Source organism: Paraburkholderia phenazinium (genome assembly GCF_900142845.1).
GTDB lineage: Bacteria > Pseudomonadota > Gammaproteobacteria > Burkholderiales > Burkholderiaceae > Paraburkholderia > Paraburkholderia phenazinium_A.
In genome coordinates this window covers 2067627-2090188 of sequence record NZ_FSRU01000002.1, presented here as the reverse complement: position 1 = coordinate 2090188, position 22562 = coordinate 2067627, and the positions used below count along the sequence as shown (strand labels likewise).

Genomic DNA, 22562 nt, shown 5'->3' with positions numbered 1-22562 from the left:
AGCAGGGCATCGGCTACAACCTCCGCGGCGTCTCAGTGACGCTCGAGGTCGGCGAGCTCCTGCAAAGAATTGATATTGTAAAACGCGCGCTCATCGGCAAAGGCGACTTCCACCGTCTTGTGGCGCGCGTACCACGCGCGCACCTTACGTTCACCCGCGTCCAGAAAGGCGGCCAGGTCGTCGGCGAGGCTCGTGCGCAACAACGCGAAGACGGGATGAATCGACGTCTGTCCGTGCGCGTCGGTGGTGGTGACGGTGGCGATATCCGCGCCGTGCGCGTCGAGCGCCTCGCCGAGCCGCGCGGCAAGATCGGCCGGCAGCCCGGGCGAATCGCACGGCGCGCTCAGCACGAAGTCCGTGCCGGCGGCGCGCAGACCGGCCAGCAGACCCGCCAGCGGTCCGGGAAAGCCCGCCAGGGTGTCGGCCACGACGGCCGCGCCGAACGGCGCGCCGAGCCCGGCATAGACCTCGGCGTGGCGGTTGGCGCTGATCAGGAGCGGCCCGGTTTGCGGAGCGAGCCGCTTCAGGACGTGTGCCGCGAGCGGCTCGCCGTGCAGCAGTTGCAGCCCTTTGTCGACGCCGCCCATGCGCGTGCCGCGGCCGCCGGCAAGGACGAGGCCCGTGAGGTTCGCTGGGGTGAGGTTCATGGACAAGGCAGCCTCAGCCGCCGATGTACGACATTTCGACCCGGCGCTCTTCCGGGGAATGAGGCGCGATGGCGTTGCTGCCGCGCAATTCCGAGTAACGATCGCCGCGGGCCTGCCAGATGTGGGCGAGCGCCGAGGCGATCTCGGCATCGCTTGAGCCGTTGCGCATCAGTGCGCGCAGATCGTGTCCCGCCGACGCGAACAGGCACAGATAGAGTTTGCCTTCCGTCGAAAGCCGGGCGCGCGTGCAGCTTCCGCAGAACGCGCGCGTGACGCTCGAGATCACGCCGATTTCGCCGCTGCCGTCCGCGTAGCCCCAGCGTTGCGCGGTTTCGGCGGCGCTGTGGGCTTCGAGCGGCACCAGCGGAAAGTGCTCGGCAATCCGCGCCACGACTTCGGCGGACGGCAGCACTTCGGCCATGTTCCAGCCGTTCGAGGTGCCGACATCCATGTATTCGATGAAGCGCAGGATGGTGCCCGAGCCTTTGAAGTGGCGCGCCATCGGCACGACTTCCGTGTCGTTGGTGCCGCGCTTGACCACCATGTTGACCTTGAGCGGCGCGAGCCCGGCCGCCTGGGCCCCGGCAATGCCTTCGAGCACGTCGCCCACCGCGAAGTCGGCGTCGTTCATGCGGCGAAACAGGGCGTCGTCGATCGCGTCGAGGCTCACCGTCACGCGGGTGAGGCCGGCGTCCTTGAGGCTGCGCGCCTTGCGGGCGAGCAGCGAGCCATTGGTGGTGAGCGTGAGATCGAGCGGCCGGCCATCCGGCGTGGTGAGCCGCGCGAGCCGCTCGATAAGGAATTCCAGGTTCTTGCGCAACAGCGGCTCGCCACCGGTCAGGCGGATTTTTTCCACGCCGTGGGCGACGAACAGGCGGGCCAGCCGTTCGATCTCCTCGAAGCTCAGCAGCGCGCTATGCGGCAGGAACCCGTAATCCTTGTCGAACACCGCGCGCGGCATGCAGTAGACGCAGCGGAAGTTGCAGCGATCCGTCACCGAGATGCGCAAATCCCGCAGCGGACGCGACAGGGTGTCGCGCAGCACGCCGCTTGGCGTCTGCACGGGGCCGGAGACGACCGGCACTGCGCTGACATCGGCAACAGGGATGATGCGTCGGGACATGGAAGGCAGGATGGTGCTTTTAAAGGAGGCAGACTTCCATTCTAGCGGAAGGGGCGCGCGGTCATAGTGGGGCGAACGTGTGCACGAACATAACAAAAAAAGCCCGCCAGTGACGGCGGGCTTTCTGAACCAGGGGCTAACTCACCGCCCCCGGAGCGACGGCTTACTGCTGGTGCTTCGCCGTCTCGACCTGTTGCATCGGCGCGCTGTCGACCGGCGGCAGCGGCTTGCGCTCGCGCGGCACGCGGGCCGGCTTGACGGCCTGCGCAGCGGCTTCCTGCGCGGCGCGCAGCTTGGACGTGTCGGTGTTGACCCACACCAGTCCGGCGTTTTCCAGCACCGGCTGCAGGGCTTCCGGCGACAGACCGTTGCGTGCGGCTGGTTGCGCGGCGGCGACCGGAGCCGGGGCGGCTGCCTGCACCGGTGCCTGTTCGGCGACCAACGCCGGTTGCGCTGCGACCGGGGCTGCCGGAACTGCCGGAGCGGCGGCTTCGGCGTGGACCTGCGGCGCTGCTTCGGCCACGGGCTGGGCTTCTACCGGTGCGGCAACCTGAACGGCCGGCGCTACCGATGCGGCATCGCTGACGGGCGCCTGAGCGACCACCGGCTCCGCAGCAATCGGCTCAACCGCGGCCGGCGCCTGCACGGGCGCTTCAAACACTGGTGCTTCAACCGCTGCGTGCGTCGTTTCGACGGCGGCGGCTGCGGCTTCGGTCACGACCGGAGCTGCAGACACTTCAGGGGCAACCGCTGCGGCCGGAACCGGCGTCGGCTCAGGCTGTGCAACCGCCGGGGCTTCGGCAACGACGGTTTCAGCGGCCGGAGCCGGCACGAAGGCTTCCGCCTTGGCAGCCTGTTCGGCGGCCAGAACCGGCGTTTCGGTTGCAGCGTGCAGTTCGGCGACGACGGCGGTTTCCGTTGCGACCGCTGCGACGACCACTTCGACCGGCGCGACTGCCGGCGCTTCGTGACGCGGCTGTTGAGCCGGAGCTTCGCTCGCGGCGCTGGCCGTTTCATTGTCCGCTTCGGCGCTTTCGACTGCTTCAGCACCTTCGGCACCTTCCACGCCAACGTTGCCGTTCACACCTTCTTCTTCACGCTCGCGACGACCGCCACGGCGACCGCGACGGCGGCGGCGACGCTCTTCGCCTTCGCGTGCCACGGCTTCCTGATCGACCGGCGCGCCAGCTTCGAGGTTGCCTGCCTGGTTCTGAGTCAGCAGTTCCTGATTTTCGTCCTGGCCCAGCGCTTCGGCGGATTCCGGCTGTTGCTTGCGACGCTCGCCGCGTTCCGGACGCTCGCCACGCTCACGACGTTCGCCGCGTTCCGGGCGCTCGCCACGTTCGGCACGCGGTGCGCTGTCCACGGTTTCACCGCGGTCAGCACGGTCCTGGCCACGCTCGGCACGGTTGTCACGGCCTTCGCGCTCGCCACGGGGTTCGCGGCCTTCACGCGGTTCACGGTTGCCACGCGGCTCGCGGACATCACGGGCTTCGCGGCTCTCACGCGGTTCGCGGGGCTCGCGTGCTTCACGCGGCTCACGACCTTCGCGCGCTTCACGGCCTTCGCGTCCTTCCCGCTCGTCGCGACGTTGCGACGGCTGGCCCGGACGGCCGCCGACGGCAGCAGCTTCGCCGCGAGCGGCGCCGTCACGGCCGGTTGCGCCGCCACGGCGATTGCGGTTGCGGTCGCCGCCGCGCTCGCCGGTACGCTCACCACGTTCCGGACGATCGCCACGGGCCGGACGCGCCGTCTTCTCGGCGGGTGCCGGAGCTGCCGGAGCGGGCGCGGCCGGTGCCACGCCAAACAGGTTCTTCAGCCAGCCGATGAAACCGCCGCCAGCCGGCGTGACTGCGACAGGCGCAGGCGTAGCCGGGGCAGCCGGGCGAACCGGTGCGCTCGGCGCCGGCTTCTCGGGCGTGATGCCCTTGACCGCCGCTTCCTGCTTCGGCTTCACTTCTTCGGCGCGCTTGCTATAACCGGTTTCCGATTCCAGTTCGCGGGCCGCTTCTTCGGCCATCTTCCACGAAGCACGCGGCTCGTCGAGGCGCGCATCGTCGTGACGCAGGCGTTCGAGCTTGTAATGCGGCGTGTCGAGATGCTTGTTCGGGATCAGGACGACATTGACCTTGAAACGCGACTCGATCTTGTTGATTTCGGCGCGCTTCTCGTTCAGCAGGAAGGCGGTCACTTCGACCGGCACCTGGCAATGAATTGCCGCGGTGTTTTCCTTCATCGCTTCTTCCTGAATGATCCGCAGCACTTGCAGCGCGGACGATTCGGTATCGCGGATGTGGCCCGTGCCGTTACAGCGCGGGCAGGTCACGTGGCTGCCTTCCGACAGGGCCGGACGCAGACGCTGACGCGACAGTTCCATCAGGCCGAAGCGCGAAATCTTGCCCATCTGGACGCGCGCACGGTCGTGCTTGAGCGCATCTTTCAGGCGCTGTTCGACTTCGCGCTGGCTCTTGGCCGATTCCATGTCGATGAAGTCGATCACAATCAGGCCGCCCAGGTCGCGCAGGCGCAACTGGCGGGCCACTTCGTCGGCGGCTTCGAGGTTGGTGCGGGCTGCGGTTTCCTCGATGTCGGCGCCCTTGGTGGCGCGGGCCGAGTTCACGTCGATCGCCACCAGCGCTTCGGTGTGGTCGATCACGATGGCGCCGCCGGAAGGCAGCGGTACCGTGCGCGAGTACGCCGTTTCGATCTGGTGTTCGATCTGGAAGCGCGAGAAGAGCGGCACGTCGTCGTGATACCGCTTCACCTTGCTGACATTGTCCGGCATCACGATATCCATGAAGGCGCGCGCCTGGTCATGGATTTCAGTGGTGTCGATGAGGATTTCGCCAATGTCCGGCTGGAAATAGTCGCGAATCGCGCGGATCACCAGGCTCGATTCGAGATAAATCAGCATCGGCTGGCCGGCCGAACCGCTTTGCGACGCGGCTTCGATGGCGCGCCACAGTTGCATCAGGTAGTTCAGGTCCCACTGCAGCTCTTCGGCGGAACGGCCAATGCCGGCCGTGCGCGCGATGATGCTCATGCCTTCCGGCAGTTGCAGTTGCGCCATGGTTTCGCGCAGTTCCTGACGGTCGTCGCCTTCGATCCGGCGCGACACGCCGCCGCCGCGGGGGTTGTTCGGCATCAGGACCAGATACCGGCCAGCCAGCGAAATGAACGTGGTGAGGGCGGCGCCCTTGTTGCCGCGCTCTTCCTTTTCGACCTGAACGATCAGTTCCTGACCTTCTTTCAGGGCGTCCTGGATACGCGCGGAGCGCATGTCGACGCCGTCACGGAAATACTGGCGGGCGACTTCCTTGAACGGCAGAAAACCGTGGCGGTCTTCGCCGTAGTTGACGAAACAGGCTTCGAGCGACGGCTCGATGCGGGTGATGATGCCCTTGTAAATATTGCCTTTGCGCTGTTCGCGACCGGCGGTTTCGATGTCGATATCGATGAGTTTTTGCCCATCGACGATGGCTACGCGCAGTTCTTCCTGCTGCGTTGCGTTGAACAACATTCGTTTCATTGAACGGCTCCAGAGCGGCTTAGCCTGCCCACGCCTCACGTTTGTCGGACGCAAAGGACGATCAGGGCAGCGGCATGCCGCGCCTTATTGTGTTTTCACAAGCACGCTGGAGCGGGAAAAATGGCGGGGAGAATTGCCTGAGAGGGCCCGGCCCACACAAAAAGGGCGCGGTGCCGCAGGGCACATGCGAACACGGCTTCAAATAACGACCCGACACGCCGCGGGTTCTGCCGGCTGACCTTGCATCTGCCTTCGTCCACTCGCGCCGGTGCGCCAACTGGGCGCGTGACCGGAGGGTCGAAGGATGGGGTCATGCCGCAGCGGGAAGTTCGCGCAAAAGGCGCGTCTTTTCTCGCCGGGGGTGTCTCGCCTCATTTTGACGTCGCCATGTCTTGTACTTTCTACAAGACGCCTCGGGCGCACGCCGTATTTTCGCAACTGGAAGCCTCGTCCTGCAGGGCGTCAAACCGCCCGATACCAAGGCTCGCAGTTAAATTCTTTTTTACCAAAATTCCGTTTCCGCGGAGCCGACCATGACCGAACGCGCCTGTGGGCGCCGTCCCTGCCGGGTGCTGACTCCGTGCGTACAACTTGTTGCATCTCGTTATGCGGGTGAGCAACCAGACCCGGGCGCAAGTAAAATGACTGTTTATCGCTTGCACCTGCGCAGACCGCCGGAATACCGGACAATGCGCCGGCCGCCGCAGACTGCTGGGCAAATTATATTCAGAATGAAAGAGTTAGGCAAAATATCCCAGAAATCGGTCGCAAGCGACCAGGTCTCGATGATCGAGATCGACGACGGCGCGGCCGGACAGCGCATCGACAACTTCCTCCTACGCGTCTGTAAAGGCGTGCCGAAAAGCCATATTTACCGCATCCTGCGTAGCGGGGAAGTGCGTGTGAATAAGGGTCGGGTCGACGCCCAGTACCGCCTCGAGCATGGCGATCTGGTGCGCGTGCCGCCCATCCGCATTGCCCAGGGAACCGAAGCGAGTGCTCACACGCCGGTCCCGGCCGCTAATTTCAATATTCTTTTTGAAGATGACCACATGCTGGTCATCGACAAACCGGCCGGCGTCGCCGTGCACGGCGGCAGCGGCGTCGCCTTCGGGGTGATCGAGCAGATGCGCGAGGCGCGTCCGCAGGCGAAATTCCTCGAACTGGTGCACCGGCTGGACCGCGAGACCTCCGGCGTGCTGATGCTGGCGAAGAAACGCGCGGCGCTGGTCGGCCTGCATGAGCAGATCCGCGAGAACCGCATGGACAAGCGCTACTATGCGTGCGTCCATGGCGAGTGGGCGAGCGACTGGGGCCGCCGCCGGGCGGTCAAGGAGCCGTTGCATAAATATCTGACGGCGGACGGCGAGCGCCGCGTGCGGGTTCAGGCGGACGGCCTCGCGTCGCATACGGTTTTCAATCTGGTCAACCGCTGGTCGGAGTACGCGCTGCTCGAAGCGGAACTGAAGACGGGGCGTACGCATCAGATCCGGGTTCACCTCGCGCATCTGGACTTGCCGATTGTCGGCGACGCCAAATACGGCGATTTCTCGCTGAACAAAGATCTGGCGCGCAGCAATGCGCGCCCGGGGCTGAAGCGGATGTTTCTGCATGCGTACCGGCTCAAGCTGGCGCACCCGGTCACGGGCGCGGTGCTGCAGTTCGAGGCGCCGCTGCCGGCGGAATGCCGGCGCTTCATCGACCAGCTCAATGAACTGAACCAAGGGTCCAACCCGGAGACGGAACTGCATGGCTAGAGAGCAATTTGATCTGATCGTCTTCGACTGGGACGGTACCTTGATGGATTCGACCGTGCACATCACACGGAGTATCCAGTCGGCTTGCCGCGATCTCGGTTTGCCGGTGCCGGCGGACGAAGCGGCCAGCTACGTGATCGGCCTCGGCTTGCGCGACGCCCTGCAGATCGCCGCGCCGACGCTCGATCCGTCGGACTATCCGCGGCTGGCGGAGCGTTATCGCTTCCACTATCTGGTCAAGGACCAGACCACCGAGCTGTTCACCGGCGTGCGCGAGATGCTGCAGGCCTTGCGCGACCAGGGCTATCTGCTGGGCGTCGCCACCGGCAAGAGCCGTGTGGGCCTGAACCGGGCGCTCGACCAGTCGCGCCTCACGAGCCTCTTCGACGGCACCCGCTGCGCCGACGAAACCTTCTCGAAGCCGCATCCGGCGATGCTGCACGAACTGACCCGCGAGCTGGGTCAGGACGTGACGCGCACCGTGATGGTCGGCGATACCACCCATGACCTGCAGATGGCGATCAACGCCGGCGTGGCGGGCATCGCCGTCACTTACGGCGCCCATCCGGCCGCCGCGCTTGCCGCGCTCGAGCCGAAGTTCGTCGCGCCGAACGTCGCCGCGCTGTCCGCCTGGCTGCTCGAGAACGCATGAGCGCAGCCGCCATGGAACCGGTGCGGATCTGCGCCTCCGATGAACTGCTCGAAGGCGGCGCCGGGCTGCGCCGCCCGGCTAAATATGCCGGCGGCGATGCGGTAGTCTTTTTTGTCCGCTATGGTGGCGAGGCTTACGGTTATCTGAACCGCTGTGCGCACGTGCCGATGGAGCTCGACTGGGTCGAAGGCCAGTTCTTCGAATCTTCGGGCTTATACTTGATGTGCGCCACGCACGGCGCAATTTACGCGCCGGACACGGGTAAGTGTGTCGGCGGTCCGTGCCGTGGCGGCAGGCTGCGTCCCGTTCAGGTCGACGAACGGGATACGCCGGATGGCCGCGCGGTATTCTGGCTGCCGGACGACGACCTGTGTCCGGTCACCCCCTGACTCTTCGATCTGCGACGCATGGCCGACAATCTCACTCCCGATCCAAACCAACCGTCCTCAGCGGGCCGCAAGCCGACGCCAACTGATGAACCGGGCTGGGAACGCGCCGCCCTCGAACGCATTGCGCTCGCGGCCATCAGCGAGCAGCGCGCGGCGCGGCGCTGGAAAATCTTTTTCCGCTTCGTGTTCATCGTCATCGTGCTGCTGGTCGTCTGGGGCGTGTTCGACTTTTCCGGCGAGAAGGTGGCGACCACCGGGCGCCACACGGCGCTCGTGTCGCTGGACGGCGAGATCGCCGCGGATACCAACGCGAATGCCGATGACGTCGACTCCGCGCTGGAAAGCGCCTTCGACGATGCCGGCACGGCTGGCGTGATCCTGAGCTGCAACAGTCCGGGCGGCAGTCCGGTGCAGGCGGGCATCATCAACCGCGATATTCGCCGCTTGCGGGCCAAGTATCCGTCCATTCCGCTGTATGTGGTGGTGGGAGATATGTGCGCCTCCGGCGGCTACTACGCGGCAGCGGCGGCAGACAAGATCTACGTGGACAAGGCGAGCATCGTCGGCTCGATCGGCGTGCTGATGGACGGCTTTGGCTTCACGGGGCTGATGGACAAGCTCGGGGTCGAGCGGCGTCTGCATACGTCGGGCGAAAACAAGGGCTTCTTCGACCCGTTCTCGCCGGAAACACCGAAGATGGACGCGCATGCGCAGGAAATGCTCGACCAGATCCACCAGCAGTTCATCGACGCGGTGCGTGAGGGTCGCGGCAAGCGGCTGCATGAGACGCCGGATATCTTCTCGGGCCTCTTCTGGACCGGTCAGCAGAGTGTCGATCTGGGGCTGGCGGATGGCTTTGGCGATACCGATTACGTGGCGCGCGACATCATCAAGGCGCCGGATATCGTCGATTACACGGTGAAGGAAAGCATCACCGACCGCGTGGCGCGCAAGTTCGGCGCCGCCGTGGGCAGCGCCGCCGTGCATGCGATGGTGCTGGGTGGGAAGATGAGCTTGCGGTGAGGGCGGGCCGCCGCCGCTGGGCGGCGGGCGCCTCTTTCAGACGGCCAGCAGCAGGAAAATCGCCGGGCGCTTGTGCAGATCGGGCGCCGGCGTTTTTTTCCAGTCCGTCACCGTGCGGCTGACGATCGTCTCCGTTTCCAGCGTCAGATCGACCGCGACGCACACCAGCGTCGACGGCGCGCAGGTCGACAGCAGCGTATCGAGCAGCGCCTTGTTGCGATAAGGCGTCTCGATAAAGATCTGGGTCTGCTTCCCCTTGCGGGATTGCTGCTCCAGATCGCGCAGCCGCGTGGCCCGCTCCGTGGCGTCCACCGGCAAATAACCGTGAAACGCAAAGCTCTGGCCGTTCAGGCCGGATGCCATCAACGCCAGCAGAATCGAACTAGGTCCGACGAACGGCACGACCTTGACGCCGCGCTCGTGCGCCCGCCGGACCAGCAACGCGCCCGGATCGGCCACGGCCGGGCAGCCGGCTTCGGAGACCAGCCCGGCGTCGGTGCCGGCCAGAATCGGCGCGAGCAGCTTGTCGATCTCGCCCGCCGGCGTATTCACATTCAGCTCGCGAATTTCGATTTCCTGGATCGGGCGTTCGGTACCGACCTTCTTCAGGAACGCCCGCGTCGTTTTCGCGTTTTCGCCGATGTAGTAGTGCAGCGCCGCGGCGCGAGCCCGCACCGGCGCGGGCAGGACGGCGTCGAGCGCCTCGGCGTCGCCTTCGCCGAGGGTGTTCGGGATCAAATACAGTGTGCCGCTCATTGCGCCCCCAGCAGAGGAAAGCCGGCTGCCAGCAGCATCCGCGACAAAGCAATCAGCGGCAGTCCGACGAGGGCCGTCGGGTCGTCCGATTCGATCGCGTCCAGCAGCGCAATGCCGAGTCCTTCGGATTTGGCGCTGCCCGCCACGTCGTAGGGTGTTTCGGCGCGCAGATAAGCGTCCAGCGCGGCGTCGGACAGATTCCTGAAGCGTACCGTCGTAATCACGTCGAGCGTCTGGGCACTGCCGTCACGACTATCGAACAGGCACAGTGCGCTATGAAACAGCACTTCGCGGTCGCGCATCGCCTGCAACTGGGCGAGGGCCCTGTCGTGCGAGCCGGGTTTGCCGATTTGCAGACCGTCGTAGGTGGCGACCTGGTCCGAACCGATCACGAGCGCGTGCTCGCCGGCGGGCAGTTTGGCGGCGACGGCGCGTGCTTTGGCCTCGGAGAGCCGCAGCGCGGTCGCTTCGGGCGTTTCGCCCGGCTGGGGCGTCTCGTCGACGGCGGGGACGACGACGTCGAACGGTACGCGCAGGCGTTCCAGAAGCTCGCGGCGATAGCGCGAACTCGACGCCAGAATCAGGCGCGGCGGGCGGGAAAGGGTATCCGGCATGGTGAACCAACGGCTAGAGAGGGCAGGCCGCACGGGCCTTGGCGCGTGCGGGCTTAAGTGTTTGACTCGAAAAGATAAAACGGATATGATTTTGGGCTTTTCATCGGTATGCGTGTGTTGCAACGCAGTTTCAAGCCCGTTGCCGCCACGTCGCAAACCTCGCGCGGCGTCGCTGCAATCAGGGTTTGTCTCGTAGTAGCAATGCCGTAACAGGCAGCATACTCACCATACCGATTACCCCGGCTAAATCCGTGCCGACACAGGAGCGCACATGACTCAACATCCTGGCAAACCTGTAGGTCTCGCCGACCCGCATGATCTCGATCTGTTCGAATTCGCGCGTAGTGGGCGCCAGGCCGCGGGTCTCGTGCGCGTCTCGCAACTGCCGCGCATGTTAAACGAAGTCCCGGCGGAAGCGCCAGAGCGCGAAAGCGCGTTCACCTGGCAGGCCGAAGGGGCGACGCAGCCGGAATTGCAGGACGACGGCACCGAGGGTCCGCAGCCTTATCTGAGGCTTGCGATTCACGGGTCGGCATGGCTCGAATGCCAGCGGTGTCTCACACCGTATTTGCAGGCGTTCAACGTCGATGCGACTTACCGGATCGTCAACACTGAGGCGGAAGCCGAAGAGTTTCCGCTCGACGAGGATGAAGTCGATGTGATCGTGGGCTCAGCCCATTTCGATCTTATCGACTTGATCGAAGAAGAGTTGCTGCTGAATTTGCCGTTGGTGCCCAAGCACGAGGTTTGCCCTGAAGTGCACGAGTCTCTCGTGTCGGGGGCAGCGGGTGACGAGGGCGAGGGCGACGAAGCCGCGCAGGACGAAGCTGAAACGGGTGGCGAGCCCGCTCGGCCCAATCCGTTCGCGGCGCTCGAAGCGCTCAAGAAGGGCGGTTCCGGCGGCGAGAAGCACTGAACAGTTGCATAGGAGCGCGATGCGGCGCGTTGGCCATCCGGCCATTGGCGATTGCAGTATCGGGCTGTGTTAGAATTCGGAAAATTTTTAGGAGTTATCATGGCAGTCCAACAAAACAAGAAGTCGCCGTCGAAGCGCGGTATGCACCGCTCGCACGATTTCCTCAGCGCAGCGCCGCTGGCTGTGGAACCGAGCACGGGTGAAGTGCATCTGCGTCACCACGTTAGCCCGAACGGCTACTATCGCGGCAAGAAAGTCGTCAAGACGAAGAACGACTAATCGTTGCACTGCGTTGCGCCCCTTGGCGTTTCGCGTCGCGATCGGCTCGCTTGACACTTTCCCGGCTCGGCAAAAAGGCGGCATTCTACTGCCGCTTTTTTGTGTCCATCGCAGTTGGCGCTTTAACGCCTATTGCGATCCCATGCAGAGCGCCTGAAATTCGTCGCACTCCATGACAGTAAAGCTCACAATAGATTGCATGGGAGGCGACCACGGCCCGTCCGTGACCGTTCCCGCGGCTGTCAGTTTCGTTCGTTCGCATCCCGACGCGCAGTTGATGCTCGTCGGCATCGAAAGTGCCATTCGCGCCCAGCTCAAGAAGTTAAAGGCTGAGAGCGAGCCTTCCCTGATCGTCGTGCCTGCTTCCGAGATCGTCGCCATGGACGATCCGGTTGAAGTCGCATTGCGCAAGAAAAAAGACTCGTCGATGCGCGTGGCGCTGAACCGCGTCAAGGAAGGCGAGGCCCAGGCCTGCATCTCCGCCGGCAACACCGGCGCGTTGATGGCCGTCTCCCGCTATGTCCTGAAAACGCTCCCGGGCATCGAACGCCCGGCGATCGCGTTCGCGCTGCCCAATCCCACCGGCTATACGATGATGCTCGACCTGGGCGCCAACGTCGATTGCGAGCCGCAGCATCTGCTGCAGTTTGCGGAGATGGGGCATGCGCTCGTGTCGGCGCTCGAAGGCAAGGAGCGTCCGACAATCGGCCTGCTCAACATCGGCGAAGAGGTCATCAAGGGCAACGAGACCATCAAGCGTGCCGGTGAACTGCTGCGGGCGAGTACACTGAATTTTCGCGGTAACGTCGAAGGCGATGACATCTATAAGGGCACGACCGACGTGATCGTCTGCGACGGCTTTGTCGGCAATGTCGCGCTGAAGACGTCGGAAGGGCTCGCGCAGATGCTCAACAACATCATCAAGGAAGAGTTCGGCCGTTCGTGGCTGACCAAGGTGATGGGGGTGCTCGCGTTGCCGGTGCTGTTGCGCTTCAAGAAGCGGGTCGATCCTCGGCAATACAATGGTGCTGCACTGCTCGGCCTGCGCAGTCTCGTCATCAAGAGCCACGGCTCGGCGGACGCCTACGCGTTTGAGTGGGCGATCAAACGCGGGTATGATGCCGTCAAAAACGGCGTGCTGGAGCGCCTTGCGCGGGCGATGGAAGAGAATGCGAGTTCTCTGGAACAGGCCACGCGCGACGCAAGCGGCGCGGGTTACGCAAGCCCGGCCGCAGGCCAGCCAGCCGAGCCCTACGCTGCGCTATCCTCGAAGGCATAATGGCTCAATCGACAATTTATTCCCGCGTGCTGGGCACCGGCAGCTATCTGCCGCCCGGGCGCGTCACCAATCAGGATCTGGCTGAACGTCTCGCCAGGCAGGGCGTCGAGACGAGCGACGAGTGGATCGTAGCCCGCACGGGCATCCATGCGCGCCATTTCGCAGAACCCGACGTCACCACCAGCGACCTCGCCCTCATCGCCGCCCAGCGTGCGATCGAAGCGGCCGACATCGACCCGCAATCGATCGATCTGATCATTGTCGCCACTTCCACGCCGGACTATGTATTTCCCAGCACGGCGTGCCTGCTGCAGAACAAGCTCGGCATCAAGAACAACGGCGCTGCGTTCGACGTGCAGGCGGTCTGTTCCGGTTTCGCTTACGCCGTGGCGACGGCCGACAGTTTCATCCGCAGCGGCCAGCATCGCACTGCGCTGGTGATCGGCGCTGAGACCTTTTCGCGCCTGCTCGATTTCAACGACCGCACGACCTGCGTGCTGTTCGGCGACGGCGCCGGCGCGGTAATTCTTTCGGCCTCCGACCAGCCGGGTGTGCTCGCGAGCGCCCTGCATGCCGACGGCAGCCACTCGAACATTCTTTGCACCCCGGGCAACGTGAACGGCGGTGTGATCGCCGGCAGCGCGTTCCTGCATATGGACGGCCAGGCGGTATTCAAGCTTGCCGTCAACGTGCTCGAGAAGGTCGCGGTCGAAGCGCTTAGCAAAGCTGGCCTCGCACCGCAAGAGGTCGATTGGCTGATTCCGCACCAGGCCAATATCCGTATCATGCAAAGCACGTGCCGCAAGCTCGGCCTGCCGCAGGAGCGCATGGTCGTCACAGTGGGCGAGCACGGCAATACGTCGGCTGCGTCCATTCCGCTCGCGTTCGACGTCGCCGTGCGCGACGGCCGCATCAAGCGCGGCCAGAACATCCTGATCGAAGGCGTCGGCGGCGGCTTCACGTGGGGCGCATCGGTTATCCGCTATTGATCTGCTGAGTGAGGCGGCGCATGCGCGCCGTCCGCAGCGGTTGATTGCGTCGATCGGACCGTGTGCCGCGCGACTCTGAAATATCGAATGTTGAGGATCCTATGAAATTTGCGTTTGTTTTTCCTGGTCAGGGCTCGCAATCGGTCGGTATGCTTAATGCATTTGCCGATCACGCCATCGTGCGCGAGACGGTTCAGGAAGCGTCCGACGCGCTCGGCCAGGATCTGGGCAAGCTGATTGCCGAAGGTCCGGCGGACGACCTGAATCTCACCACCAATACCCAGCCGGTCATGCTGACGGCGGCGTACGCGATTTACCGCGCATGGACGGCTGCGGGCGGTCCGGCGCCGGCCATCGTCGCCGGCCACAGTCTCGGCGAATACACGGCGCTGGTCGCGGCGGGCGCATTGGCGTTCCGCGACGCGGTGCCGCTCGTGCGTTTCCGCGCCCAGGCCATGCAGACGGCGGTGCCGGTTGGCGTGGGCGGCATGGCAGCCATCCTCGGTCTCGACGATGACGCAGTGCGCGCGGTCTGTGCGGAAGCGGCGTCCGCGGGCGTTGTGGAAGCGGTGAATTTCAACGCGCCTGCGCAGGTCGTGATCGCAGGCCACAAGGCCGCGGTCGAGAAGGCCTGCGAACTTGCCAAGGCCAAAGGTGCGAAGCGCGCTTTGCCGTTGCCGGTCTCGGCGCCGTTCCACTCGTCGCTGCTCAAGCCGGCATCGGACCAGTTGCGCGAGTATCTGGCGAGCGTCGAAGTGCTGGTGCCGGCGATTCCGGTCGTCAACAACGTCGACGTGGCCGTGGTTAGCGAGCCGGCCGCCATCAAGGATGCGCTTGTGCGTCAGGCAGCCGGTGCGGTGCGCTGGGTGGAATGCGTGCAGGCAATCGCGGGCCAAGGTGTGACGCATGTGATCGAATGCGGTCCCGGCAAGGTGTTGGCGGGTCTGACCAGGCGCATCGACGGCAATCTGGTCGGCGCGTCGGTGTTCGATCCGGCCTCGCTCGAAGAAACGCTCAAGCTCGTGACGGCCTGAACGCCGCGCCGGCATCGCAAGACCCAACCCGCCTAACGTGCAATCAGCCCTCACGGGCAATCCGGACTACAGATGGAAAAGACTCTCGATAAGCAGATCGCGATCGTGACGGGCGCCTCGCGCGGCATTGGCCGCGCCATTGCGCTCGAACTGGCGCGCCAGGGCGCAACGGTGATCGGCACGGCAACCAGCGAAAGCGGCGCCAGCGCGATTAGCGAAGCCTTCAAGGCCGCCGGCGTGAACGGCCGTGGTGCCGTGCTGAACGTGAACGACGCCGCGGCTGCTGAAGCGCTGATCGACGGCACCGTGAAAGAATTCGGAACATTGCACGTCCTCGTGAACAACGCGGGCATCACACAGGATCAACTGGCCATGCGCATGAAGGACGACGACTGGGACGCGGTGATCGACACCAATCTCAAGTCCGTATTCCGCTTGTCGCGCGCCGTCTTGCGTCCGATGATGAAGGCGCGTGGCGGCCGGATCATCAACATCACTTCGGTGGTCGGCTCGGCCGGCAACCCGGGGCAGGCCAACTACGCAGCGGCGAAAGCTGGCGTGGCAGGCATGACGCGGGCGCTGGCGCGTGAAATCGGCAGCCGCGGCATCACCGTGAATTGCGTTGCGCCGGGTTTTATCGACACCGACATGACGAAGACCCTGCCGGAAGAGCAGCAAACCGCGCTGAAGGCGCAGATTCCGCTTGGCCGTCTGGGTAGCCCGGAAGACATTGCTCACGCCGTCGCGTTTCTTGCTTCGCCGCAGGCCGGCTACATCACCGGCACGACGATCCATGTAAACGGCGGCATGTACATGTCGTAACGGAATTCGGTTACCATCCGCGCCGTGACGCGTTTCTCGACGCGGTGGGGCGGATGCCTTGACAGGAACCGTGCGCGCCGCTTTTTTGCAGGGGCAAACCTGATAAAATGCGCGCACCTGTATTTTTGAACTTCTTTTCCCTTGGAGGGGTTAATGGACAATATCGAACAGCGCGTCAAGAAGATCGTCGCAGAACAACTGGGCGTTGCGGAAGCGGAGATCAAGAACGAAGCATCGTTCGTGAACGACCTCGGCGCTGACTCGCTCGACACCGTCGAACTCGTGATGGCCCTCGAAGACGAATTCGGCATGGAAATTCCGGATGAAGAAGCTGAGAAGATCACGACCGTTCAGCAAGCCATCGACTACGCTCGCGCAAACGTCAAGGCCTAAGGTCATTCGCGCCCGCGTTGCTGGGTTGGCTGCGTGTGACGCCCTGTCGTGCCGGTTTCCGGCAACTGCAGGGTTGGCGCTATTGCCGACCAGGCTGGCGATGAAGTTGCCGGCGCGGTCTCGAGCGCAGTTTTCAGCGCAGTTTCCAGGTTAACAGCCACAGGGCTCACAGGTCTGATTCCTGTAGCCGCTGTGGCTTTTGCTTTTGTCACCTATGAAAAAGAGGTTACCGTGAGCCGTCGTCGTGTTGTCGTTACAGGCCTGGGGCTGATTTCGCCTGTTGGCAATAATGTTGCCGACGGCTGGGCCAATCTGGTCGCAGGCAAGTCGGGTATTGCCAATATCACGAAGTTCGATGCGTCGAACTTCACGACCCGCTTTGCCGGCGAGGTGAAGGGCTTCAATATCGAGGACTACATCCCCGGTAAGGAAGCGCGCCACATGGATACGTTCATCCATTACGGCGTGGCTGCCGGCATCCAGGCGATGCAGGACAGCGGACTCGAAGTCACCGATGAAAATTCGGAGCGCATCGGTGTGGTGGTCGGCTCGGGCATCGGCGGTCTGCCGATGATCGAAGTCACGCAAACCGAACTGCTCAACCGCGGCCCGCGGCGGATTTCGCCGTTCTTCGTGCCGGCTTCGATCATCAACATGATCTCCGGCCACCTGTCGATCAAATTCGGCATCAAGGGCCCGAATCTCGCCATCGTCACTGCGTGTACCACTGGCCTGCATTGCATCGGTGAAGCATCGCGCCTGATCGAATACGGCGACGCCGACGTCATGATTGCGGGCGGTGCGGAATCCACCGTGTCGCCGCTCGGCATTGGCGGGTTTGCGGCCGCGCGTGCGCTGTCGCAACGCAATGACGACCCGGCAACGGCGAGCCGCCCGTGGGACAAGGATCGCGACGGCTTCGTGCTGGGCGAGGGCGCAGGCGTGATGGTGCTCGAAGAGTATGAGCACGCGAAGGCCCGTGGCGCGAAGATTTACGCCGAGGTCAGCGGCTATGGGATGAGCGGCGACGCGTATCACATGACTGCGCCGCTGGAAGACGGCGACGGCGCGCGCCGCTGCATGCTGGCGGCCCTGAAGAACGCGGGCGTGAGCGTGGATCAGGTGAACTACCTGAACGCACACGGCACCTCCACGCAGTTGGGCGACCTGGCGGAAACCACCGGCATCAAGCGCGCTTTCGGCGATCACGCGAAGAACATCGTGGTGAATTCAACCAAATCGATGACGGGCCACCTGTTGGGCGGCGCCGGCGGTCTCGAGTCGGTGTTCACGGTGCTCGCCGTGCATCATCAGGTGTCGCCGCCGACGATCAACATCTTCAACCAGGATCCCGCGTGTGATCTTGACTACTGCGCCAACACCGCGCGGGAGATGAAGATCGACGTCGCGCTGAAGAACTCGTTCGGGTTCGGCGGCACCAACGGCACGCTGGTCTTCAAGCGCGCCTGAGCAGGCTTGGCCGCTTGACCCCAACGTCGACACCCGCGCTCACGCAACACCCCACGCAGGCCGGTCCGGTGCTGATGCCCGGACCGGCCTCGTCCCATGGGGCGTCGTTGATCACGCTGCGGCGCTCCGCCACGATGCGCTGCGCAACGGCAGCGTTTATCCTGATCGCCGTCGCGGCGGTGCAAATGTGTCTGGCAGCGCGTCTCGGTGTCTTGCCGGCCGCACCCGCCACGCTGGCTGTGCTAGCCTCGCTGATGCTAGGCGCGTGGCGGCATGAACGCGCCGAGCCCGGCGCCATCAAAATCGGGCCGGATGGCCTAGCCGTCTGGAACCACGCGGGGCAGATGCTTGTGCAGGGCCGCATTGCCGGCTGTTCGCAGTGGAGCGGCCGGCTTCTCATTCTGGCGCTCGCGGACGCGGGCGGCCGTTCCCGGACACTACTGATCGCGGCGGACGCGCTTTGCGCCGACGCTTTTCGCGAGCTGGCCGTGCTGGGCCGGCGCGCCGCGCACGTTTGACTGTAACGACTGTAACCGCTGTTACCTTAGTATCGTGACGCGATGATGGGGACGCTACAATGGTGCCCCGCGATGCGCCCTATAGTTAACGGATTTATCAGGTGAGCGAAAAAGAAATTGATCAGGTGCTGGTCGAACGCGTCCAGAAGGGCGACAAGGCCGCGTTCGAGCTTCTGGTCTCCAAATACCACCGTAAGATCCTCCGGCTGATCTCGCGCCTCGTGCGCGACCCCGCTGAAGTTGAGGACGTGGCTCAGGATGCCTTCATCAAGGCATACCGGGCGTTGCCCCAATTTCGCGGCGAATCGGCCTTTTACACGTGGTTGTACCGGATTGCGGTCAATACGGCAAAGAACTACCTTGCGACCCAGGGGCGGCGCGCACCTACCTCGACCGAAGCGGATGCTGAAGAAGCTGAAACTTTCTCGGACGCCGACCAACTAAGGGATATCAACACGCCTGAGTCGATGTTGATGAGCAAGCAGATCGCTGAGACGGTCAATGCTGCGATGGCGGTTTTACCGGAAGAGTTGCGTACCGCCATTACTCTTCGTGAAATTGAAGGTTTGAGCTATGAGGAAATCGCTGAGATGATGGGGTGCCCAATCGGCACGGTCAGATCACGAATTTTTCGCGCTCGCGAAGCCATTGCGGCAAAATTGCGTCCATTGCTTGACACACCCGAAGGCAAACGCTGGTAGTCGGCCAGCTCGCCCTGCGGGGCAATGGGGCAATATCTGGGTTAGGTGGTGTCACTAGGGGTGTCTGTAAGATGGGGAGCATCATGGGGTCGGTCTCGATGCAATCGCAAGCAAGCTCGCGAGGCGAGCGTCTGTCCGCTTTTGTCGACGGTGAGCTGTTCGGCGAAGAGCATCTGAACAAGTTTATTTCGGAGCTGGATCACGAAGATCGTGCATCCTGGTCGCAATACCACCTGATCGGCGACGCCATGCGCTCCGACGATCTGGCGGTGAGTCCCGCGGCCAGCAGTGCGTTCCTCGCCGGCTTTGCGGCGCGCCTCGAGCAGGAGCCGCACGTGTTCGCGCCTGCCGCGCTGCCGGTTGCACGCCGTCTGCTGGCGCTGCGCCGCCGTGTCGTGCCGGCCTTTGCGGTCGCCGCGGCCGCCGCCACGCTGACGTGGATTGTCGTGCCGCAACTGCAGGGTGTGCCGGGCGGCGCCGGCGTGAGCCAGGTCGCGTCGATCCAGTCCCATGGGGATGCGATGCAGCGTGTGGCGATGGCCTCCGTGCCGGCTGTAACCGCCGCGCAGCCGGTCCAGGACGGCAATATCATCCGCGACGCCAGTCTCGACCAGTATCTGGAAGCCCATCAGCAGTTTGCGCAGCAGCCGGTCATGCCCGGTTCGATGCCGCTGATTCGTACCTCCGCCATGACCACGCAAGGCCAATAGTCTGATGCAGACACTGCGGTTGAATAAAACGACTATCTGGGGGCGGCTGCCAGCATTTCTGTTCTGCGCAGCCGTATTGTTGTCCGCCACGCCGCGTGTCTTTGCGCAATCAGACGATCCGCTCGTCGTCCGCCGCACTGCGGCGGACTTGCTCAACCGGATCCACCAGGCTGCCCAGCAGCAGAATTACGAGGGTGCGTTCGTCTATCAGCGGGGCAATTTCGTCCAGACCTCGCGGATCGCCCATTACGCCACCCGCAACGACGGCGAGTTCGAGCAGCTCGAAAGCCTCGACGGCAAGCCGCGCAAGATGTTGCGCCATAACGACGACATGTACACGTTCATCCCCGAACGGCATCTGTGTGTCGTCGAAAAGCGCCAAAACAAGGATTCGTTCCCCGCACTGCTAGCCGCCAGCAGCGACCAGGTGCTGGCGGTCTACGAGCCCAAGCTGCTTGGCGACGACCGTGTGGCGGGAATCGACAGCGACGTCGTCGAACTCGATCCGAAAGACGCCTACCGGTTCGCGTACAAGCTGTGGGCCGACAAGAAGACCGGCCTGCTGCTGCGCGCGCAAACGCTCGACCCGAGCGGCCAGGTACTCGAGCAGTTGTCGTTCTCGCAGATCAGCATTGGCGTCCCGGTCGACAAGACCGCGATCGTCAACGGCATTCATAACACCGCAGGCTGGACGGTGGTGCGTCCGCCGGTCGAGCCGGTGGACATGGAGGCGCAAGGCTGGGACATCGAGCCCACCGTGCCCGGTTTCCACAAGATTCGCGAGTTGCGCCGCCCAATGGCGGCGCGCGACCCGGGCGAGCCGGCCATCCCGGTCGATCAGGCCGTGTTCTCGGACGGTCTCGCGGCGATTTCGGTGTTTGTCGAACCGGTTGAAAACAACACGCGCAAGGAAGGCGCGGGCAGTAGCGGGGCGACGCACGTCCTGGTGAAGCGTCGCGGTGACTTCTGGATTACTCTGCTAGGGGAAGTGCCCCAGGCCACATTGCAGCAATTTGCGTCTGCCATAGAATATAAGGCTCCCAAGTAATCCCTCGAATCCCTCGGCTGGCTAAGATATGACGATTTTCACGGTGCGCAAATTTCTCGCAGCCGCGGTGGTGGCAGTTTGTCTGCCGCTGGTGCCGCATGCGGCGTCGGCGGCCCCCGCAGCCAATCTTCCCGACTTCACCGATCTCGTCGACAAAGTCGGCCCGGCGGTCGTCAACATCCGCACCACCACCCGTGTGTCGAGCGGCGGAAGTGCCCATGGCTCGGCACCGGGGCTTGACGATGGCGACATGTCGGAGTTCTTCCGGCGCTTCTTCGGCATTCCGATGCCGCAGCAACCGGGCGGCTCGCCGCATGGCGGCGGTGGCGGCGACAACGGCGATAACGGCAGCAGCAACGGGGGTAGCGGCGGGAGTGGCGGCAACGGCGGCAGTCAGGATGCGCCCGACAATTCCGATTCCGAGCAAAGCAGCGGTGTAGGGTCCGGTTTCATCCTGTCGCAGGATGGCTATGTCATGACCAACGCCCACGTGGTGGACGACGCCGACAACATCTACGTCACGCTCACCGACAAGCGCGAATTCAAGGCCAAGCTGATCGGCGTCGACGATCGTACCGACGTCGCGGTCGTGAAGATCAACGCATCGAATCTGCCGGCCGTCACCATTGGCGATTCGACCAAGGTGCGCGTGGGCGAATGGGTTGTGGCCATCGGCTCGCCGTTCGGGTTGGAGAACACGGTGACCGCCGGTATCGTCAGCGCCAAGGGCCGCGACACGGGCGACTACCTGCCGTTCATCCAGACCGATGTGCCGGTCAATCCGGGCAACTCCGGCGGTCCGCTGATCAACATGCAGGGCGAGGTGATCGGCATCAACTCGCAGATCTATAGCCGTACGGGCGGGTTCATGGGCATTTCGTTCGCGATCCCGATCGACGAAGCGATGCGCGTAGCCGACCAGCTCAAGACCACGGGCAAGGTCACGCGCGGCCGCATCGCGGTGGCGATCGGCGAAGTGACCAAGGACGTGGCCGATTCGCTGGGCCTGCCGACGGCGCAAGGCGCGCTCGTCAGCAGCGTCGAACCGGGCGGTCCGGCCGACAAGGCCGGCGTGCAGCCGGGCGACATCATCCTGAAGTTCAACGGCCATTCTGTCGACACGGCCACCGATCTGCCGCGCATGGTCGGCGATACGAAGCCGGGCACCAAGTCCACCATCACCGTATGGCGCAAGGGTCAAACGCGCGACTTGCCGGTGACGATTGCCGAGATGCAGCCGGACAAGACGGCGAAGCTCGACGAGAAGCAGGCGCCGCCGCCGAAGCAGCGCGCCACCAACGCGCTCGGCATTGCGGTGAGCGACATCCCGGCCGACCAGCAAAAGACGCTGAAGGTGCATGGCGGCGTGCAGGTCGACCAGGTGGACGGACCGGCTGCGCGTGTCGGCTTGCAGAAGGGCGATCTGATCCTGCGCGTCGGCGACACGGATATCGCGAACGCCAAGCAGTTCGACGATGTCACCGCGCATCTCGACCCGCAGAAGATGGTTGCGCTGCTCGTGCGTCGTGGCGACAACACGCAGTTTGTGCCGCTGCGCCCGCGTAGCGGTTCCGCGCAGAAATGACGCCGGCGGCACCGCTCACGCTCTTTGGGCGCGCGTGGTGCCATCTGTGCGACGACATGCGGGCCGGACTCGAGCCGTTACTGGCTGAGTTCGGCGCGCAAGTCGAAGTCGTCGACATTGACGCCGATCCTGCACTCGAAGCACGTTACAACGAGTTAGTGCCGGTTTTGGTGTGCGATGGTGTCGAGTTGTGCCACTATCATCTCGACGAAGGGCGGGTCCGCGCAGCGCTGAGCGCACGTGCCGAACAGACCCGCTAGCGCATCGAAAGTCGCCGGGCCCGACACCATGTCTGGGCCCACTTTCCGTGCTCTCCTGCAAGATATGC

Annotated in this window: 23 protein-coding genes; 18 read left to right on the top strand and 5 right to left on the bottom strand. The window is 64.1% G+C overall.

All coding sequences use genetic code 11. From position 1 onward, the window contains the following. Positions 1 to 32: 32 nt before the first annotated feature. From mobA to BUS12_RS26265, 3 genes are all read right to left on the bottom strand, one after another. Positions 33 to 647 carry a molybdenum cofactor guanylyltransferase MobA gene (mobA, locus tag BUS12_RS26275; protein WP_074300335.1) on the bottom strand — a complete coding sequence of 205 codons (615 nt, stop codon included), beginning with the start codon at positions 645 to 647 and terminating at the stop codon, positions 33 to 35. 13 nt (positions 648 to 660) lie between these two features. Continuing rightward, positions 661 to 1770, bottom strand: coding sequence for a GTP 3',8-cyclase MoaA (moaA, locus tag BUS12_RS26270; protein ID WP_074300334.1), 1110 nt, complete (start codon positions 1768 to 1770; stop codon positions 661 to 663). Positions 1771 to 1933: 163 nt separating this feature from the next. Then, complete coding sequence (locus BUS12_RS26265; RefSeq protein WP_074300333.1) at positions 1934 to 5299, bottom strand: Rne/Rng family ribonuclease; 3366 nt, start codon at positions 5297 to 5299, stop codon at positions 1934 to 1936. Positions 5300 to 6030: 731 nt separating this feature from the next. Here BUS12_RS26265 and BUS12_RS26260 point away from each other — a divergent pair. The 4 genes from BUS12_RS26260 to BUS12_RS26245 are packed head-to-tail and all read left to right on the top strand — an operon-like array spanning position 6031 to position 9120. Continuing rightward, positions 6031 to 7056, top strand: coding sequence for an RluA family pseudouridine synthase (locus tag BUS12_RS26260; RefSeq protein WP_074300332.1), 1026 nt, complete (start codon positions 6031 to 6033; stop codon positions 7054 to 7056). Next, positions 7049 to 7708 (top strand): HAD-IA family hydrolase, encoded by a 660-nt coding sequence (locus BUS12_RS26255; protein ID WP_074300331.1) that lies wholly within the window; start codon positions 7049 to 7051, stop codon positions 7706 to 7708. The genes BUS12_RS26260 and BUS12_RS26255 overlap by 8 nt, the downstream gene beginning before the upstream one ends. Further along, positions 7705 to 8097: a Rieske (2Fe-2S) protein gene (locus BUS12_RS26250; protein WP_074300330.1), complete on the top strand. Its 393-nt coding sequence runs from the start codon at positions 7705 to 7707 to the stop codon at positions 8095 to 8097. The genes BUS12_RS26255 and BUS12_RS26250 overlap by 4 nt, the downstream gene beginning before the upstream one ends. A gap of 18 nt (positions 8098 to 8115) precedes the next feature. Further along, complete coding sequence (locus tag BUS12_RS26245; protein WP_074300329.1) at positions 8116 to 9120, top strand: S49 family peptidase; 1005 nt, start codon at positions 8116 to 8118, stop codon at positions 9118 to 9120. Positions 9121 to 9156: 36 nt separating this feature from the next. Here the strand turns inward: BUS12_RS26245 and BUS12_RS26240 are convergent, their stop codons facing one another. Then, positions 9157 to 9876, bottom strand: coding sequence for an SAM-dependent methyltransferase (locus BUS12_RS26240; RefSeq protein ID WP_074300328.1), 720 nt, complete (start codon positions 9874 to 9876; stop codon positions 9157 to 9159). After that, positions 9873 to 10490 carry a Maf-like protein gene (locus tag BUS12_RS26235; protein ID WP_074300327.1) on the bottom strand — a complete coding sequence of 206 codons (618 nt, stop codon included), beginning with the start codon at positions 10488 to 10490 and terminating at the stop codon, positions 9873 to 9875. The genes BUS12_RS26240 and BUS12_RS26235 overlap by 4 nt, the downstream gene beginning before the upstream one ends. 271 nt (positions 10491 to 10761) lie before the next feature. Between BUS12_RS26235 and BUS12_RS26230 the strand changes: the two genes are divergently transcribed. From BUS12_RS26230 to BUS12_RS26165, 14 genes are all read left to right on the top strand, one after another. Further along, positions 10762 to 11406 carry a DUF177 domain-containing protein gene (locus BUS12_RS26230; protein WP_074300326.1) on the top strand — a complete coding sequence of 215 codons (645 nt, stop codon included), beginning with the start codon at positions 10762 to 10764 and terminating at the stop codon, positions 11404 to 11406. 99 nt (positions 11407 to 11505) lie between these two features. Next, positions 11506 to 11685, top strand: coding sequence for a 50S ribosomal protein L32 (gene rpmF, locus BUS12_RS26225; RefSeq protein WP_074263835.1), 180 nt, complete (start codon positions 11506 to 11508; stop codon positions 11683 to 11685). Between the two features lie 172 nt (positions 11686 to 11857). Further along, on the top strand, positions 11858 to 12964 hold the full coding sequence (gene plsX, locus BUS12_RS26220) for a phosphate acyltransferase PlsX (RefSeq protein ID WP_074300325.1): 1107 nt from the start codon (positions 11858 to 11860) through the stop codon (positions 12962 to 12964). Further along, on the top strand, positions 12964 to 13953 hold the full coding sequence (locus BUS12_RS26215; RefSeq protein WP_074300324.1) for a beta-ketoacyl-ACP synthase III: 990 nt from the start codon (positions 12964 to 12966) through the stop codon (positions 13951 to 13953). Before plsX ends, BUS12_RS26215 begins: the two co-directional genes overlap by 1 nt. Positions 13954 to 14054: 101 nt before the next feature. Continuing rightward, entirely contained in the window at positions 14055 to 14987 is a 933-nt protein-coding gene (fabD, locus tag BUS12_RS26210) for an ACP S-malonyltransferase (RefSeq protein ID WP_074300323.1), read from the top strand. Positions 14988 to 15059: 72 nt separating this feature from the next. Next, positions 15060 to 15809 carry a 3-oxoacyl-ACP reductase FabG gene (gene fabG / locus BUS12_RS26205; protein WP_074300322.1) on the top strand — a complete coding sequence of 250 codons (750 nt, stop codon included), beginning with the start codon at positions 15060 to 15062 and terminating at the stop codon, positions 15807 to 15809. 153 nt (positions 15810 to 15962) lie between these two features. Continuing rightward, positions 15963 to 16202 (top strand): acyl carrier protein, encoded by a 240-nt coding sequence (acpP, locus tag BUS12_RS26200; protein WP_004197638.1) that lies wholly within the window; start codon positions 15963 to 15965, stop codon positions 16200 to 16202. Positions 16203 to 16433: 231 nt separating this feature from the next. Next, the gene (gene fabF / locus BUS12_RS26195; protein WP_074301713.1) at positions 16434 to 17672 is read left to right on the top strand and encodes a beta-ketoacyl-ACP synthase II; all 1239 of its coding nucleotides are present in this window, start codon (positions 16434 to 16436) and stop codon (positions 17670 to 17672) included. Between the two features lie 14 nt (positions 17673 to 17686). Next, positions 17687 to 18190, top strand: a complete 504-nt coding sequence (locus BUS12_RS26190; protein ID WP_367117664.1) for a protein YgfX — start codon at positions 17687 to 17689, stop codon at positions 18188 to 18190. Positions 18191 to 18291: 101 nt separating this feature from the next. After that, on the top strand, positions 18292 to 18891 hold the full coding sequence (gene rpoE, locus BUS12_RS26185; RefSeq protein ID WP_006051939.1) for an RNA polymerase sigma factor RpoE: 600 nt from the start codon (positions 18292 to 18294) through the stop codon (positions 18889 to 18891). A gap of 83 nt (positions 18892 to 18974) precedes the next feature. Continuing rightward, positions 18975 to 19601 (top strand): sigma-E factor negative regulatory protein, encoded by a 627-nt coding sequence (locus BUS12_RS26180; RefSeq protein WP_074300321.1) that lies wholly within the window; start codon positions 18975 to 18977, stop codon positions 19599 to 19601. A gap of 4 nt (positions 19602 to 19605) precedes the next feature. Then, a complete protein-coding gene (locus tag BUS12_RS26175; protein ID WP_074300320.1) occupies positions 19606 to 20649 on the top strand; it encodes a MucB/RseB C-terminal domain-containing protein in 1044 nt (347 codons plus the stop codon). Between the two features lie 28 nt (positions 20650 to 20677). After that, positions 20678 to 22234 carry a DegQ family serine endoprotease gene (locus BUS12_RS26170; RefSeq protein ID WP_074300319.1) on the top strand — a complete coding sequence of 519 codons (1557 nt, stop codon included), beginning with the start codon at positions 20678 to 20680 and terminating at the stop codon, positions 22232 to 22234. After that, a complete protein-coding gene (locus BUS12_RS26165; protein ID WP_074300318.1) occupies positions 22231 to 22494 on the top strand; it encodes a glutaredoxin family protein in 264 nt (87 codons plus the stop codon). The genes BUS12_RS26170 and BUS12_RS26165 overlap by 4 nt, the downstream gene beginning before the upstream one ends. Positions 22495 to 22562 lie beyond the last annotated feature (68 nt).

What these genes read in the sequence shown, in the direction of transcription:
- rpmF (WP_074263835.1), top strand. Translation starts at nt 11,506, where the DNA reads ATGGCAGTCCAACAAAACAAGAAGTCGCCGTCGAAGCGCGGTATGCAC.
- BUS12_RS26215 (WP_074300324.1), top strand. Translation starts at nt 12,964, where the DNA reads ATGGCTCAATCGACAATTTATTCCCGCGTGCTGGGCACCGGCAGCTAT.
- BUS12_RS26170 (WP_074300319.1), top strand. Translation starts at nt 20,678, where the DNA reads ATGACGATTTTCACGGTGCGCAAATTTCTCGCAGCCGCGGTGGTGGCA.
- BUS12_RS26180 (WP_074300321.1), top strand. Translation starts at nt 18,975, where the DNA reads ATGGGGTCGGTCTCGATGCAATCGCAAGCAAGCTCGCGAGGCGAGCGT.
- BUS12_RS26250 (WP_074300330.1), top strand. Translation starts at nt 7,705, where the DNA reads ATGAGCGCAGCCGCCATGGAACCGGTGCGGATCTGCGCCTCCGATGAA.
- BUS12_RS26245 (WP_074300329.1), top strand. Translation starts at nt 8,116, where the DNA reads ATGGCCGACAATCTCACTCCCGATCCAAACCAACCGTCCTCAGCGGGC.
- BUS12_RS26175 (WP_074300320.1), top strand. Translation starts at nt 19,606, where the DNA reads ATGCAGACACTGCGGTTGAATAAAACGACTATCTGGGGGCGGCTGCCA.
- BUS12_RS26255 (WP_074300331.1), top strand. Translation starts at nt 7,049, where the DNA reads ATGGCTAGAGAGCAATTTGATCTGATCGTCTTCGACTGGGACGGTACC.
- BUS12_RS26165 (WP_074300318.1), top strand. Translation starts at nt 22,231, where the DNA reads ATGACGCCGGCGGCACCGCTCACGCTCTTTGGGCGCGCGTGGTGCCAT.
- fabD (WP_074300323.1), top strand. Translation starts at nt 14,055, where the DNA reads ATGAAATTTGCGTTTGTTTTTCCTGGTCAGGGCTCGCAATCGGTCGGT.
- BUS12_RS26240 (WP_074300328.1), bottom strand. Translation starts at nt 9,876, where the DNA reads ATGAGCGGCACACTGTATTTGATCCCGAACACCCTCGGCGAAGGCGAC.
- mobA (WP_074300335.1), bottom strand. Translation starts at nt 647, where the DNA reads ATGAACCTCACCCCAGCGAACCTCACGGGCCTCGTCCTTGCCGGCGGC.
- plsX (WP_074300325.1), top strand. Translation starts at nt 11,858, where the DNA reads ATGACAGTAAAGCTCACAATAGATTGCATGGGAGGCGACCACGGCCCG.
- BUS12_RS26265 (WP_074300333.1), bottom strand. Translation starts at nt 5,299, where the DNA reads ATGAAACGAATGTTGTTCAACGCAACGCAGCAGGAAGAACTGCGCGTA.
- BUS12_RS26235 (WP_074300327.1), bottom strand. Translation starts at nt 10,490, where the DNA reads ATGCCGGATACCCTTTCCCGCCCGCCGCGCCTGATTCTGGCGTCGAGT.
- moaA (WP_074300334.1), bottom strand. Translation starts at nt 1,770, where the DNA reads ATGTCCCGACGCATCATCCCTGTTGCCGATGTCAGCGCAGTGCCGGTC.
- fabG (WP_074300322.1), top strand. Translation starts at nt 15,060, where the DNA reads ATGGAAAAGACTCTCGATAAGCAGATCGCGATCGTGACGGGCGCCTCG.
- BUS12_RS26230 (WP_074300326.1), top strand. Translation starts at nt 10,762, where the DNA reads ATGACTCAACATCCTGGCAAACCTGTAGGTCTCGCCGACCCGCATGAT.
- BUS12_RS26260 (WP_074300332.1), top strand. Translation starts at nt 6,031, where the DNA reads ATGAAAGAGTTAGGCAAAATATCCCAGAAATCGGTCGCAAGCGACCAG.
- acpP (WP_004197638.1), top strand. Translation starts at nt 15,963, where the DNA reads ATGGACAATATCGAACAGCGCGTCAAGAAGATCGTCGCAGAACAACTG.